Origin of the sequence: Microbacterium sp. PRC9 (genome assembly GCF_031844125.1) — a bacterium.
Lineage (GTDB): Bacteria > Actinomycetota > Actinomycetes > Actinomycetales > Microbacteriaceae > Microbacterium.
The window spans coordinates 94,865-107,867 of record NZ_JAUZUR010000007.1; the positions used below are offsets into that span (position 1 = coordinate 94,865).

A 13,003-nucleotide genomic window follows, 5' to 3' on the forward strand; every position below is an offset into this window, starting at 1 on the left:
GTTCCGTTTTTCACAAGGGAGAACTCGTGGAGTCCATCTCCGAGATCCACGCCGACGTTCCGGCCGACGAGCGCGCGGAAGCGCCCGAGGCCTTCGAGGACGCCGGCAGCATCGAAGCCCAGGCCGAGGCCGTGGCTGAGGAAGCCGTCATCGAGGCCGTCGCGGCCGAGGTCGTCGCCGAAGCGGCCGTCGAGGTCGCCGAGGCGGCCGACGCCGTCGCCGACGAGGCCGTCGTCGAGGCGCTCGCCGCCGAAGAGGTCGCCGAGGAGGCGGTCGCCGAGGCGATCGTCGCCGAGGAGTCCGGTGACACCGCCGCCGCAGAGGCCGCCGAGGAAGCGGCAGAGGAGGCCGTCGCCGAGGCGATCGTCGCCGACGCCGTCGCCGAGGAGGCCGTCGCCGAGGCTGCGGTCGCGGACGCGGTCGCCGAAGAAGCGGTCGCCGAGGCCGTCGTCGCCGAGGTCGTGGCCGAAGAGGTCGTCGCCGAGGTCGTGGCCGCCGAAGCGGCTGCCGAGGCGCCCGCTGCGCCCGCCAAGGCCCCGCGCAAGCGCGCTCCTCGCCGTGCCAAGAGCACCGACGTCGCGCCGGCCGAGCCCGCCGCGGAAGCACCGGCCGAGGAGCCGGCATCCGCCCCCGCCGAGGCTGCGCCGGCTGAGGCCGCGCCGGTTGAGGCCGGCGAGCAGGCCGCAGACGAGGCATCCGCCCCCGCCGAGGCATCCGCCGCCGATGCAGAAGCGCCCGCCGAGGGCGGCGAGCAGGCCGCTGAGGGCGAGGGCGCCGAGACGCCGTCGCGCGGCCGGAGCCGCAGCCGCAGCCGCAGCCGCAACCGCAACGCTCAGAACCAGAACGCCCAGGGCGGCCAGGGCGGCCAGGCCGCACAGGGCCAGAACGCGCAGGGCGGTCAGAACCAGAACGCCCAGCCCGTCGCGGAGCCGGCGAAGGCCGACGCGCAGGACGACGAGCAGTCGGCCCAGGGCAACGGCCGAGGCCGCCAGCGCAACAAGCGCCGTGGCACGCAGGCCGCCGCCGGTGGCGATGAGTTCGAGACCGAGATCGGCGAGGACGACGTCCTCATCCCGATCGCGGGCATCCTCGACGTGCTCGACAACTACGCGTTCGTGCGCACCTCCGGCTACCTGCCCGGCCCGAGCGACGTCTACGTCTCGCTCGGTCAGGTGAAGAAGTACAACCTGCGCAAGGGCGACGCGGTCGTCGGCTCGATCAAGCAGCCGCGCGAGGGTGAGCAGTCCAGCCGTCAGAAGTACAACGCGCTGGTCAAGGTCGACGCGATCAACGGCCTGTCGGTGGACGACGCTGCCGCGCGTGTCGAGTTCGGCAAGCTGACGCCGCTCTACCCGCAGGAGCGTCTTCGCCTCGAGACCGCGCCCGAGAAGCTGACGCAGCGCATCATCGACCTCGTCGCGCCGATCGGCAAGGGCCAGCGCGGCCTCATCGTCGCGCCCCCGAAGGCGGGCAAGACGATCGTGCTGCAGCAGATCGCCAACGCGATCTCGATCAACAACCCCGAGGTGCACCTCATGGTCGTGCTCGTCGACGAGCGCCCCGAAGAGGTCACCGACATGCAGCGCACGGTGAAGGGCGAGGTCATCGCCTCGACCTTCGACCGCCCTGCCGAGGACCACACCACGGTCGCCGAGCTCGCCATCGAGCGCGCCAAGCGCCTCGTGGAGCTCGGCCGCGACGTCGTCGTGCTGCTCGACTCGATCACGCGCCTCGGCCGCGCCTACAACATCTCGGCGCCGACCTCGGGCCGCGTGCTCACCGGTGGTGTCGATGCGTCGGCGCTGTACCCGCCCAAGCGCTTCTTCGGCGCCGCGCGCAACATCGAGAACGGCGGATCGCTCACGATCCTCGCGACGGCCCTCGTCGAGACCGGCTCCAAGATGGACGACGTGATCTTCGAGGAGTTCAAGGGCACCGGCAACAGCGAACTGCGCCTGAACCGCCAGCTCGCCGACAAGCGCATCTTCCCGGCGGTCGACGTCAACGCATCGTCCACGCGCCGCGAAGAGATGCTGCTCTCGCCCGACGAGGTCAAGATCACCTGGAAGCTCCGCCGCGCGCTGGCCGGCCTCGAGCCCCAGCAGGCCCTCGAGGTCGTGCTCGGCAAGCTCAAGGAGACACAGTCGAACGTCGAGTTCCTGGTGCAGATGCAGAAGTCGATCCCGGCGCCCGCCAACGGGCACGGCGGCGGCCGCAGCCACGATCACGACAACAGCATCCGCTGAGCCGTGTTCGAGTCCGTCAAGGGACTGATCGACGAGCACCGCGCGGTCCAGGAGGAGCTCTCTGACCCCGCGGTGCACGCCGATGCGGCGCGCGCCAAGCGGGTGAACCGGCGCTACGCCGAGCTGTCGCGCATCGTGAAGGCCCACGAGGACTGGGTGGCGGCATCCGATGATCTGGATGCCGCCCGCGAGCTCGCCCGTGAGGACGACGCGTTCGCGGAGGAGGTGCCGGCCCTCGAGGCCGGGCTGGCCGAGGCGCAGGAGCGCCTGCGACGCCTGCTGATCCCGCGCGACCCCGACGACGCGCGCGACGTGATCATGGAGATCAAGCAGGGCGAGGGCGGTGCCGAATCGGCGCTGTTCGCGGCCGACCTCCTGCGCATGTACCTGCAGTACGCGGCGTCGAAGGGCTGGAAGACCGAGCTCCTCGAGCGCAACGAGTCCGACCTCGGCGGCTACAAGGACGTCCAGATCGCGATCAAGGGCTCCTCCTCCGACCCGGCGCAGGGCGTGTGGGCGCACCTCAAGTACGAGGGCGGCGTGCACCGCGTGCAGCGCGTGCCGGCGACCGAGTCCCAGGGGCGCATCCACACGTCGACCACCGGTGTGCTGGTGTTCCCCGAGGTCGACGAGCCCGAAGAGATCCACATCGACCCGAACGACCTGAAGATCGACGTCTTCCGCTCGTCGGGTCCGGGCGGCCAGTCGGTGAACACGACCGACTCCGCAGTGCGCATCACCCACCTCCCTACGGGGATCGTGGTGTCGATGCAGAACGAGAAGTCGCAGCTGCAGAACCGTGAGGCGGGCATGCGCGTGCTCCGGGCACGCCTCCTCGCCAAGCAGCAGGAGGAGCTCGAGGCTGCGGCATCCGACGCCCGCAAGTCGCAGATCCGCGGCATGGACCGGTCCGAGCGCATCCGCACGTACAACTTCCCCGAGAACCGCATCGCCGATCACCGCACCGGCTACAAGGCCTACAACCTCGACCAGGTGATGGACGGCGCGCTCGAGCCCCTCATCGAGTCGGCCATCACGGCCGACGAGGAGGCCCGTCTCGCGGCCCTCGGCTCCGACGACTGACCCTCCGCGCTGTGGCCGGGCGTGCGCGCCCAGACCTGGGGCGCAGCCCCCGGTCTCGGCGCGGATCCCCGGTCTCCGGATCCGTGGCGGTCGGCGGACTCCGGATGCTGCGCCGGTAGGCTTCGAGCGTGCTCACGCTGCTCATCCGCGCCCTCATCTTCCTGGTGTCGGCGGCGCTCGGCCTCATCGTCGCGGACCTCGTCCTGCCGGGCTTCTCCCTGCACTGGAACGACTGGTGGGGGATCCTCCTCGCCGTCGTGATCTTTGCCGTGCTGCAGAGCGTGCTCGCGCCCTGGCTGTTCAAGATCACGCGGCGGCACGCCAACGCGCTGATCGGGGGCATCGGACTGCTCTCGACGTTCGTGGCCCTGCTCATCGCGGTGCTCATCCCCGCGGCGGGCATCGGCATCGACGGCCCGGTCGCCTGGATCATCGGAACGCTCATCGTATGGCTGGTCACCGCGCTCGCGACGTGGCTGCTGCCGCCGCTGTTCATCAAGAACAAGGTGCAGGACCGCCGCGGCTGACGCCCGAAGACAGGGATTCCTCCCGATCCCGCCGGGCCGCCTCAGCCACGAGGCTGGTGGAATGATAGGCGGTATGCAGATCGGCCGGGTGCCCCTCGTCGGCCGCCAGGCGGACCTCGACGCGTTGCGCGACGAGGTCGACGCCGTGGGTGCGGAGGGCCGTGCCGTCGTCGTGTCGGGTGACGCCGGGATGGGCAAGACCCGCCTGCTCCGGGACTTCACCGACAGCCTCACCGACGTGGTCGTCGTCCGGGGCGCCTGCGTCGACTCCGGCTCGGGCCCCGCACCGCTGACCGCGATCACCGACCTCCTGCGCGACCTCGTCGACGCGCTGGGCGTGGAGGCGGTGCGCGAGGCCGCCGGTCCCGGCGCGGACGCGCTCGGCGTGCTCGTCCCGGCGCTCGCCGACAGCGCCGGCGACGCCGAGCGTCTGGCCGACGTCGTCGTCGAGCTGTTCTCGCAGCTGGCGCGCACGCACCGGCTGGTCGTCATCATCGAGGACCTCCACTGGGCCGACAGCACGACCTGCGACATCGCGGCGCGGCTGGTCCGCCGCGCGGCCGCGCTGCCGCTCTTCGTGCTGCTGTCGTACCGCACCGACGACGTCGGGCGGGCCCATCCGCTGCGTCCGGTGCTCGCCGAGCTCGACCGCGCGCGCCTGCTGACGCACCGGCCCCTCGCTCGCCTCAGCCCTGCCGAGGTCGGCGCACTCGCCAATGCGGTGCACGGCGACACGCTCGCGGCCGGCGTGCTGAACGACATCGCCGCCCGCAGCGACGGCATCCCGTTCTACGTCGAGGAGCTCGCGAGCTTCACCGGCGCGAGGCTCCCGGTATCGCTGCGGGACGTGCTCCTCCTGAGATACGAGCGATTGGATGCTGAGGCCCGCCGCTTCGCACGCGTGCTGGCGACCGGCGGGGTCGAGGTGGAGCACGCCGTCCTCCGCGACGTCTTCGACGGGGACGAGGCCGCCCTCGAGGATGCCGTGCGCAGCGCCGTCGACGCGCAGGTCGTCGTGGTCCGCGACGAGGCGTACGCGTTCCGCCACGCGCTCATGCAGGAGGCGGTCTACGCGGAGCTCCTGCCGACCGAGCGGACGCGTCTGCACACCGCTTACGCCGTGGCACTCGAGAACTCGGCGCCCACGGCCCGGGTCCTCGCGGACATCGCCCACCACTGGCGCGCGGCGCGCGTGCCCGACCGCGCGCTGGCCGCGGGGGTGGCGGCGCAGCGCGCCGCGAGCGTCGCATCGGCGTGGTCGACGGCGGCCGAGGCGGGGGAGCGGGTGCTCGAGCTCTGGGAGTCGGTCCCCGACCCCGAGGGGATCTGCGGGATGCCGCGCGCCGAGGTGCTGCGACGCACCTCTGCCGCCCTCGTGTCGGCGAACCGGAACGACCGAGCCCTCGCGTTCGCTCAGGAAGCAGTCGCCCTCTGGCCCGAGGACGACGTCGTCGGGCGCGCCACGATGCTCGGCGACCTGGCGACGATCGAGTTCCAGGCGGGGGTGTCGGACGGGGTCGAGAGCATCGAGCAGGCGCTGTCGATCCTGGGCGACGACCCGCAGCACGACGTGCAGCGCGCGGGCCTCCTGCTCAGCTCCGCGCGCGTGCACATGCTCAACGGGCGCCAGGCACTCGGCGCGGAGGTCGCCGCGCAGACGCGGGCGACCGCCGAGGCTGCGGCTGCCGCGGGAGACCCCGCCGCGCGCGAGATCCTCGCGCAGGCGCTGCTCATCGCCGCGACGTGTCGCGCCAGCGTCGGCGACCCGGACGGCGTGAGCCTCTTCGAGGAGGCGCGTGCGCACGCGGACGGGTTCGTCCGCGCGATGATGCGGTTCTACATCAACTACTCGAACACCCTCATGCTGATCGGCCGCTACGAGGACGCCGTCGCCCTGGCGCGGGAGGGGCAGGAGTACGGCCGCACCCACGTGGCCGACCTCGGCCCGCTCGTGATGATCGAGGCCAACATGATCGAGGCGCACATCTACGCGGGCCGGCTGCGGGAGGCCGAGGAGCTCGGCGGTCTGCTCCCGATGGTCGAACCGGGCCTCTACTCCGCCTTCCTGCGCGAGCGGCTGGTGTGCCTGGCGATCTGGCGCGGGCGTATCGACGGCGCCGAGGCAGCCCTGGACGCGGCCCGTCTGGAGCTCGACATGTTCGGCGCGTACGAGTTCCAGACCCGCTTCGGCATGGCGTACGACCTCGGCGAACTGGCGCTCGCGCGCGGAGACGCGCACGAAGCGCTCTCGCACGCGCGCCTGGCCTGGGAGACGCCCGCCGGCGGCGTGCTCGCGCTGCCGCTGACCGCGATCGCGGCCAGGGCGGTCGCGATGCTCCGCGAAGCCGGTGAGGATGCCGACATCGAGCCCTACCGAGCCGTGCTCGCCGGATTCGACGCCTGGCCGGTGACTCCGCTGTGGGCGGCGGTCTTCGCCGCCGAGCTGGGCGAAGGACCGTGGACCGCCGCGATCGACGCGATCGGACCCGCCTACATCCGCGCGTACGCGCGCGTGCGGCACGGCGAGGCGCTGCTGGCGGAGGGCGACCGCGCCGGCGCGCGCGAGGCGCTCACGGGGGCGGCGTCGTACGCCGGGGAACTCGGTGCGGACGGCCTCGCCGCGCGCGCGAACGCGCTGCTGACGGATGCCGGACTCACGGGCGACGCGTCGCGCTCACTGCTGACCGCCCGCGAGGAGCAGGTGCTCGAGCTGGTCGCCGAAGGGCTCAGCAACGGGCAGATCGCGGAACGGCTGTACATCAGCGTCAAGACGGTCTCGGTGCACGTGTCGGCGATCCTGCGCAAGCTCGATGCGTCGTCCCGCACGGCAGCGGCCGCGATCTATCGTCGCAGCGCCGCGTAGACCCGGCCGGACCCGGTGCGCTTCGAGAAGCCGCGGGCCGCGGCATCCGTCATCCGGCGTGGTCGGGCTCCGACACGGCTCGTTCCCTGCGCGACCTCGACCCGGCGTCAGATGTGGTACTCGGGCGTCGTCAGCAGGGCACGGGTGTCGTCGCCGACGCGGCGGGCGCGCGGCTTCGCGGGCACGCCGACCAGCACGCTGTCGGCGGGCGCGTCCTTGGTGACGACCGCGTTCGCGCCGACGACGGATCCGGCGCCGATCGTGATCGGGCCGAGGATCTTGGCGCCGGCGCCGACGGCGACGCCGTCCTCGATCGTGGGGTGGCGCTTGCCGCCCTCGCGCTGGCGGCCGCCGAGCGTGACGCCGTGGTAGAGCATCACGTCGTCGCCGACCTCGGCGGTCTCTCCGACCACGACGCCCATGCCGTGGTCGATGAAGAAGCGACGGCCGATCGTGGCACCGGGGTGGATCTCGATGCCGGTGAGCCACCGGGTGATCTGCGACCCGGCGCGCGCGACGAAGCGGAAGTCCCGCGTCCACAGGGCGTGCCACACGCGGTGCGCCCAGATCGCGTGCAGGCCGGGGTACAGCACGGCGATCTCGAGGCCGCCGCGCGCCGCGGGGTCGCGCAGCTTCGCCGCGGCGACGTCCTCGCGGGCCCGGGCGAGGAATCCGATGCGTTCGTCGGTCATTTGGTCTGGGCCTCCGGCTCGCGCAGGTGCTCGTACAGAGCGGTCGACAGGTATCGCTCGCCGGAGTCGGGCACGATCACGACGATGCGCTGCCCGGCGGCCTCGGGGCGCGCGGCGATCTGGAGCGCCGCCCACACGGCGGCGCCGGCCGACATCCCGGCGAGGATGCCCTCGCGGGTGGCGAGCTCGCGCGCGACCGTGATCGCGTCATCGAACTCGACGTCGAAGATCTCGTCGACGACCGAGCGGTCGAGCACCTCGGGGACGAAGTTCGGTCCGATGCCTTGGATCCGGTGCCCGCCGGCGCGGCCCTCCGTCAGAACGGGGGAGTCCTTCGGCTCGACGAGGACGATCTTGACGTCCGGGTTGCGCTCCTTGAGCACCTGACCGACGCCGGTGATCGTGCCGCCCGTGCCCGAACCCGCGACGAACCAGTCCACGCGGCCCTCGGTGTCGCGCCAGATCTCCTCGGCGGTGGTCTTGCGGTGGATCGCCGCATTCGCCTCGTGCTCGAACTGGCGCGCGAGGATGGCCCCGGGGGTCTCGGCGACGATGCGCCGGGCCGCCTCGACCGCCTCGGTCATGCCCTTGTAGGGGTCGGTGAGCACGAGCTCGGCGCCGAACGCCTTCAAGAGGGTGCGGCGCTCCTTCGACATCGAGGCGGGCATCGTCAGGATGACGCGGTAGCCGCGCGCGGCGCCGATGAGCGCGAGCGAGATACCGGTGTTGCCGCTCGTGGACTCGACGATCGTGCCGCCCGGGAGCAGTTCTCCTGCGGCTTCGGCGGCCTCGACGAGCGCGTAGCCGAGGCGGTCCTTGACCGAGGAGCCCGGGTTGTAGAACTCGAGCTTCGCGAGCACCTCCGCCCCGAGGCCCTGCGTGAGCGCGTTGAGCCGCACGAGCGGTGTCTCGCCGAAGGCGGTGGTGATGTCGGAATGGATGCCGGGCACGTGGAACTCCCTCGGATCAGCGGTGCGCGAAGACGGCGACGGCGCGCCGGCGCCCGACGGGGTCGGGGCGGCCGGCGCGCCGTCGTGACGACTCAATCTTCGCGCAGATCCTCGTAGAGCGCGGTCGACAGGTACCGCTCGCCGAACGAGGGGACGATGACGACGATGTTCTTGCCGGCGGCCTCGGGGCGTGCAGCCACCTGGAGCGCCGCCCAGATCGCCGCACCAGACGAGATGCCGACCAGGATGCCGTCCTGCGCGCCGACGGCGCGTGCCGTCGAGATCGCGTCGGGGAACTCGACGTCGATGACCTCGTCGATGACGCCCTGATCGAGGATCGCCGGGACGAAGTTGGGGCCGATGCCCTGGATCTTGTGCGGGCCGGGCGTGCCCTTCGTGAGCAGCGGCGAGTCGGCCGGCTCGACGGCGACGACCTTGGCGCCGGGCACGCGCTCCTTGAGCACCTGGCCGACGCCGGTGATCGTGCCGCCCGTGCCGATGCCGGCGACGAAGTAGTCGATCTGGCCGTCGGTGTCGCGGATGATCTCCTCCGCGGTGGTCTTGCGGTGGATCTCCACGTTCGCCTGGTTCTCGAACTGGCGGGCGAGGATCGCACCGGGAATGGCGGCGACGAGCTCCTCGGCCTTCGCGATCGCACCCTTCATGCCGCCGGCGGGGTCGGTGAGCTCGAGCTCGGCGCCGTAGGCCTTCAGCAGGAGGCGGCGCTCGATCGACATCGACGAGGGCATCGCGAGGACCACGCGGTACCCGCGCGCCGCACCGACCATCGCCAGCGCGATGCCGGTGTTGCCGCTGGTCGCCTCGACGATCGTGCCGCCCGGCTTCAACTCGCCCGAGGCCTCCGCGGCATCGACGATCGCGATTCCCAGGCGGTCCTTCACGCTCGAGGCGGGGTTGTAGAACTCGAGCTTCGCCAGGACGTTTGCGCCGGCACCGTTGGTGACGCGGTTCAGGCGTACCAGCGGCGTGTTGCCGAATGCGGAAGTGATGTCGGGATGGATGCCGGTCATGTCGGGACCTTTCGCGGGTTCTCGGCTGAATCGAGCACCAGCCTAGGGGGCGGTGTTTTCCATGAGTCCTTCTGTGACGAAAGGGTGGCGCGCACGCGGTACCCTCTTGCGCGCCTCGCACGGAGCCGGCCCTAAAGTGGATGCGGTCATGGCTTCTCCCGACGAATCCCCCCTGCTCTCCGATGCCCTCCGCCGCGCCGCCGCGCGTCTGGCCGAGGTCGGCGTCACCGATCCGTCCGTCGACACCGAGCTGCTCGCCGCCTTCGTGCTCGGCTCCGGGCGCGGGGGAGTGCAGGCGGCCGCGATCCGCGGCGATCGCCTGGCCGCCGCCGACGCCTCCCGCCTCGACGAGCTGGTCGCCCGCCGCGCCACCCGCGAGCCGCTGCAGCACATCATCGGGACGGCACCCTTCCGCCACCTGGAGCTGCGGGTCGGCCCCGGCGTGTTCGTGCCGCGCCCAGAGACCGAGGTCGTCGCGCAGCTGGCGATCGACGCGCTGCGGGCCGCAGCATCCGCGTCTCCCATCGCGGTGGATCTCGGCACCGGCAGCGGCGCGATCGCCCTCGCCATGGCGACCGAAGTGCCGCACGCACGCGTCTACGCCGCGGAGAACTCGGTCGACGCCTTCGTGTGGACGAAGGAGAACTTCGCGCACGTCGGCGCCGACAACGCGACGCTCGCCTTCATCGACCTCGCCCACGCGTTCGGTGAGCTCGACGGCACGGTCTCGGTGGTGGCATCCAATCCTCCGTATGTTCCGGATGCTGCGATCCCGCGCGATCCGGAAGTCCGCTTCTTCGACCCGCCCGCGGCGCTGTACGGGGGAGAGGACGGCCTCGACGTCGTCCGCGTGCTGAGCGGGGTGGGCCTGCGGCTCGCGCACCCGGGCGGTCTGATCGTGATCGAGCACGGCGAGTGGCAGGGCGAGGCGATCCGCGGGATCCTCGAGGCCGACGGCTGGCGTGCCGCCGCGACCCACCCCGACCTCACGATGCGCGACCGCGCGACCACCGCCCTGCATCCCTGATCGCCCGTCCCGGTCTCGGAGCGTTCGTCCGCGGCCGCGCAACTAGACTTCCTCTGACATGTCCCCCATCTACGACTGCCGTGACGAGGCGCAGCTGCTCACCGGCATGCGCCAGGCGCGCCAGGCCATCGGCCGCGGCGAGCTCGTCGTCATCCCCACCGACACCGTCTACGGCGTCGCCGCCGACGCCTTCGACCACGCCGCCGTCGCGCGCCTGCTGGCGGCCAAGGGGCGCGGACGCCAGTCCCCGCCGCCCGTTCTCGTCGCAGGACTCACGACGCTGCGCGCGCTCGTGGCCGAGGTCCCCGAGCCGGTCGAACGCCTCGTGGAGGCGTACTGGCCGGGTGGCCTGACCATCGTGCTGCCGTCGCAGCCGTCGCTGTCATGGGATCTCGGCGAGACCCGCGGCACCGTCGCCGTGCGCATGCCGGCGCACCGCATCGCCCTCGAGCTCCTCGAAGAGACCGGTCCGCTCGCCGTCTCGAGCGCCAACCTCACCGGCATGGCGGCCGGCATCACCGCCGAGGACGCGGAAGGGATGCTGAAGGACAGCGTCGCCGTCTACCTCGGCGACGGACCGTCCAAGACCGGCATCCCGTCGACGATCATCGACGCGACCAGCCTCGTCGTCGGCGACGAGCCCCAGGTGCGCGTGCTGCGTGAGGGCGCGGTCAGCCGCGAGCAGCTGCGCGACGTGCTCGGCGACCTCCTCGAGCCCGACCCGGGTGCCGAGCCCGACGCCGACGCCGCGGATGCTCCGGCCGAAGAGGCTGCGGCGCCCGAGGCGCCGGAACCCGACCGCTCGTGAAGCAGTACGTCTTCACGATCCTCCTCACGGCGGCCGTCACCTTCGTCCTGTCGTGGGCGGTGTGGCGACTCAGCCTCAAGTACAAGCTGTATCCGGGCATCCGCGAACGCGACGTCCACAAGACCCCCACACCGCGCCTCGGCGGCATCGCGATGTTCCTCGGCGTGCTGGCGGCGTTCGCGGTGTCGTCGCAGCATCCCTATTTCTCCATCGTCTGGGCGCAGCCCCAGCAGATGTATGCCCTGCTCGGCGCGACCGCGCTCATCGTCGTCGTCGGCGTGCTCGACGACCTGTGGGACCTCGACTGGATGATCAAGCTCGGCGCGCAGTTCCTCGCCGCCGGCGTGATCGCGTGGTTCGGACAGCTCCAGATCTACACGCTGCCGCTGGGCGGCATGACGATCTTCTCGAGCTGGGCGAGTTTCACCCTCACCGTCTTCTCGATCGTCGTCGTCATGAACGCGGTGAACTTCATCGACGGTCTCGACGGTCTCGTCGCCGGCGTGTGCCTGATCGCGAACGGCGTCTTCTTCGCGTACTCCTACATGGTGTTCCGCGACATCGGCTCGAGCACGTACTTCACGCTGTCCTCGCTCATCGCCGCCGTGCTCATCGGCGCCTGCATCGGCTTCCTCCCGCTGAACTGGAGTCCCGCGCGCCTGTTCATGGGAGATGCCGGCGCGCTCATGCTGGGCCTTCTGATGGCGTGCTCGGCGATCTCGATCACCGGCAACTTCGACCCGGCGATGATCGCCGACAACGACGCGTTCGGCCGCTCGCAGCTCCTCGGTGCGTTCATCCCGATCCTCTTGCCGGTCGTCGTCGTCCTGCTGCCGCTGCTCGACTTCGGCCTCGCCGTCGTGCGGCGCATGAGCCGCGGCAAGTCGCCGTTCTCGCCCGACCGCAAGCACCTGCACCACCGCATGCTCGACATGGGCCACACGGATCGCGACGCCGTGCTCATCTTCTACGCGTGGACGGCGCTCGTGAGCCTGTCGGTGCTGCTGATGTACATCGGCACGACCCTCCAGTGGCCGGGGGACTACCTCTTCGGCGTCTTCTACGGCATCGTCGGCATCGCCGCATGCCTCGTCGTCACCCTTCTTCCCTCGCGCCGGCGCCCCGCACCCGCGGCGATCGCCGTCGATCCCCGACCCGAACCCGAACCGCAGCCCGATCCCGCGCCCGCACAGGAGGACGCCCGATGAGCACCAGCCCGAACCCCCGCACCCCGATCTCCAGCACCCCGATCCTGCGCACCGTCCTGGTGTGGTCGGGCTCGGTCACCGCGATCCTCGCCGTCATCGGCGCGATCGTCGGCTTCCTCGTCGCGGGCACGACGGGCCTCTGGAGCGCCCTCGCCGGCGTCCTGGTCGCCGCGGTCTTCCTCGGCATCACCGGGGCGAGCATCCTCATCGCGAACCGCTGGTTCGGCGACCCGCTCTACGTGCCGATCTTCTTCGGCATCGTGATGGGCGGGTGGATCCTCAAGTTCGTCGTGTTCATCGTCATCCTGCTCGTCCTTCGCGATCAGCCCTGGATCGAGCCGAGGGTGTTCTTCGTCGCAGCGGTCGTGAGCGTTCTCGCCTCACTGGCCGTGGACGTCGTCGTGATGGTGCGCATGCGGGTGCCCCACGTGAGCGATGTGGAGCTTCCGACCGACCCCGACGCGGGGGACAGGCGCGACGACGGGTCCTCCGGATCCTGATCCGCCGCCCCGCGGATTCAGCGACCTCACAAGTTTGATAGGCTGAACGAGCGCCCGCCCCACTCGCT

The 13,003-nt window shown here is 71.4% G+C and carries 11 protein-coding genes; 8 read left to right on the forward strand and 3 right to left on the reverse strand.

All coding sequences use genetic code 11. From position 1 onward, the window contains the following. Nucleotides 1-26: 26 nt before the first annotated feature. From rho to Q9R33_RS16350, 4 genes are all read left to right on the forward strand, one after another. On the forward strand, nt 27-2,246 hold the full coding sequence (rho, locus tag Q9R33_RS16335; protein WP_311294412.1) for a transcription termination factor Rho: 2,220 nt from the start codon (nt 27-29) through the stop codon (nt 2,244-2,246). A gap of 3 nt (nt 2,247-2,249) precedes the next feature. After that, complete coding sequence (gene prfA, locus Q9R33_RS16340) at nt 2,250-3,329, forward strand: peptide chain release factor 1 (protein WP_056370322.1); 1,080 nt, start codon at nt 2,250-2,252, stop codon at nt 3,327-3,329. A 128-nt stretch (nt 3,330-3,457) separates the two neighbouring features. After that, the gene (locus Q9R33_RS16345; RefSeq protein ID WP_056370316.1) at nt 3,458-3,856 is read left to right on the forward strand and encodes a phage holin family protein; all 399 of its coding nucleotides are present in this window, start codon (nt 3,458-3,460) and stop codon (nt 3,854-3,856) included. 73 nt (nt 3,857-3,929) lie between these two features. Next, nucleotides 3,930-6,719, forward strand: a complete 2,790-nt coding sequence (locus tag Q9R33_RS16350) for an AAA family ATPase (RefSeq protein WP_311294413.1) — start codon at nt 3,930-3,932, stop codon at nt 6,717-6,719. A 107-nt stretch (nt 6,720-6,826) separates the two neighbouring features. Here the strand turns inward: Q9R33_RS16350 and epsC are convergent, their stop codons facing one another. From epsC to cysK (Q9R33_RS16365), 3 genes are all read right to left on the reverse strand, one after another. Next, nucleotides 6,827-7,411: a serine O-acetyltransferase EpsC gene (gene epsC / locus Q9R33_RS16355; protein WP_310248416.1), complete on the reverse strand. Its 585-nt coding sequence runs from the start codon at nt 7,409-7,411 to the stop codon at nt 6,827-6,829. After that, entirely contained in the window at nt 7,408-8,361 is a 954-nt protein-coding gene (gene cysK / locus Q9R33_RS16360) for a cysteine synthase A (protein WP_311294414.1), read from the reverse strand. Before cysK (Q9R33_RS16360) ends, epsC begins: the two co-directional genes overlap by 4 nt. A 92-nt stretch (nt 8,362-8,453) precedes the next feature. After that, nucleotides 8,454-9,392, reverse strand: a complete 939-nt coding sequence (gene cysK / locus Q9R33_RS16365) for a cysteine synthase A (protein ID WP_045297522.1) — start codon at nt 9,390-9,392, stop codon at nt 8,454-8,456. Nucleotides 9,393-9,540: 148 nt separating this feature from the next. On the opposite strand from cysK (Q9R33_RS16365), the gene prmC reads away from it, so the two are divergent. Genes prmC through Q9R33_RS16385 form a run of 4 tightly spaced genes read left to right on the forward strand, consistent with a single transcriptional unit; the run spans nt 9,541 to nt 12,935 of the window. Continuing rightward, on the forward strand, nt 9,541-10,419 hold the full coding sequence (gene prmC / locus Q9R33_RS16370; protein ID WP_310248410.1) for a peptide chain release factor N(5)-glutamine methyltransferase: 879 nt from the start codon (nt 9,541-9,543) through the stop codon (nt 10,417-10,419). Nucleotides 10,420-10,477: 58 nt separating this feature from the next. After that, nucleotides 10,478-11,227, forward strand: coding sequence for an L-threonylcarbamoyladenylate synthase (locus tag Q9R33_RS16375; protein WP_056370298.1), 750 nt, complete (start codon nt 10,478-10,480; stop codon nt 11,225-11,227). Further along, the gene (locus Q9R33_RS16380; protein ID WP_311294415.1) at nt 11,224-12,435 is read left to right on the forward strand and encodes an MraY family glycosyltransferase; all 1,212 of its coding nucleotides are present in this window, start codon (nt 11,224-11,226) and stop codon (nt 12,433-12,435) included. Before Q9R33_RS16375 ends, Q9R33_RS16380 begins: the two co-directional genes overlap by 4 nt. Then, nucleotides 12,432-12,935, forward strand: a complete 504-nt coding sequence (locus Q9R33_RS16385; RefSeq protein WP_056370293.1) for a hypothetical protein — start codon at nt 12,432-12,434, stop codon at nt 12,933-12,935. Before Q9R33_RS16380 ends, Q9R33_RS16385 begins: the two co-directional genes overlap by 4 nt. The last annotated feature ends 68 nt before the right edge of the window (nt 12,936-13,003 follow it).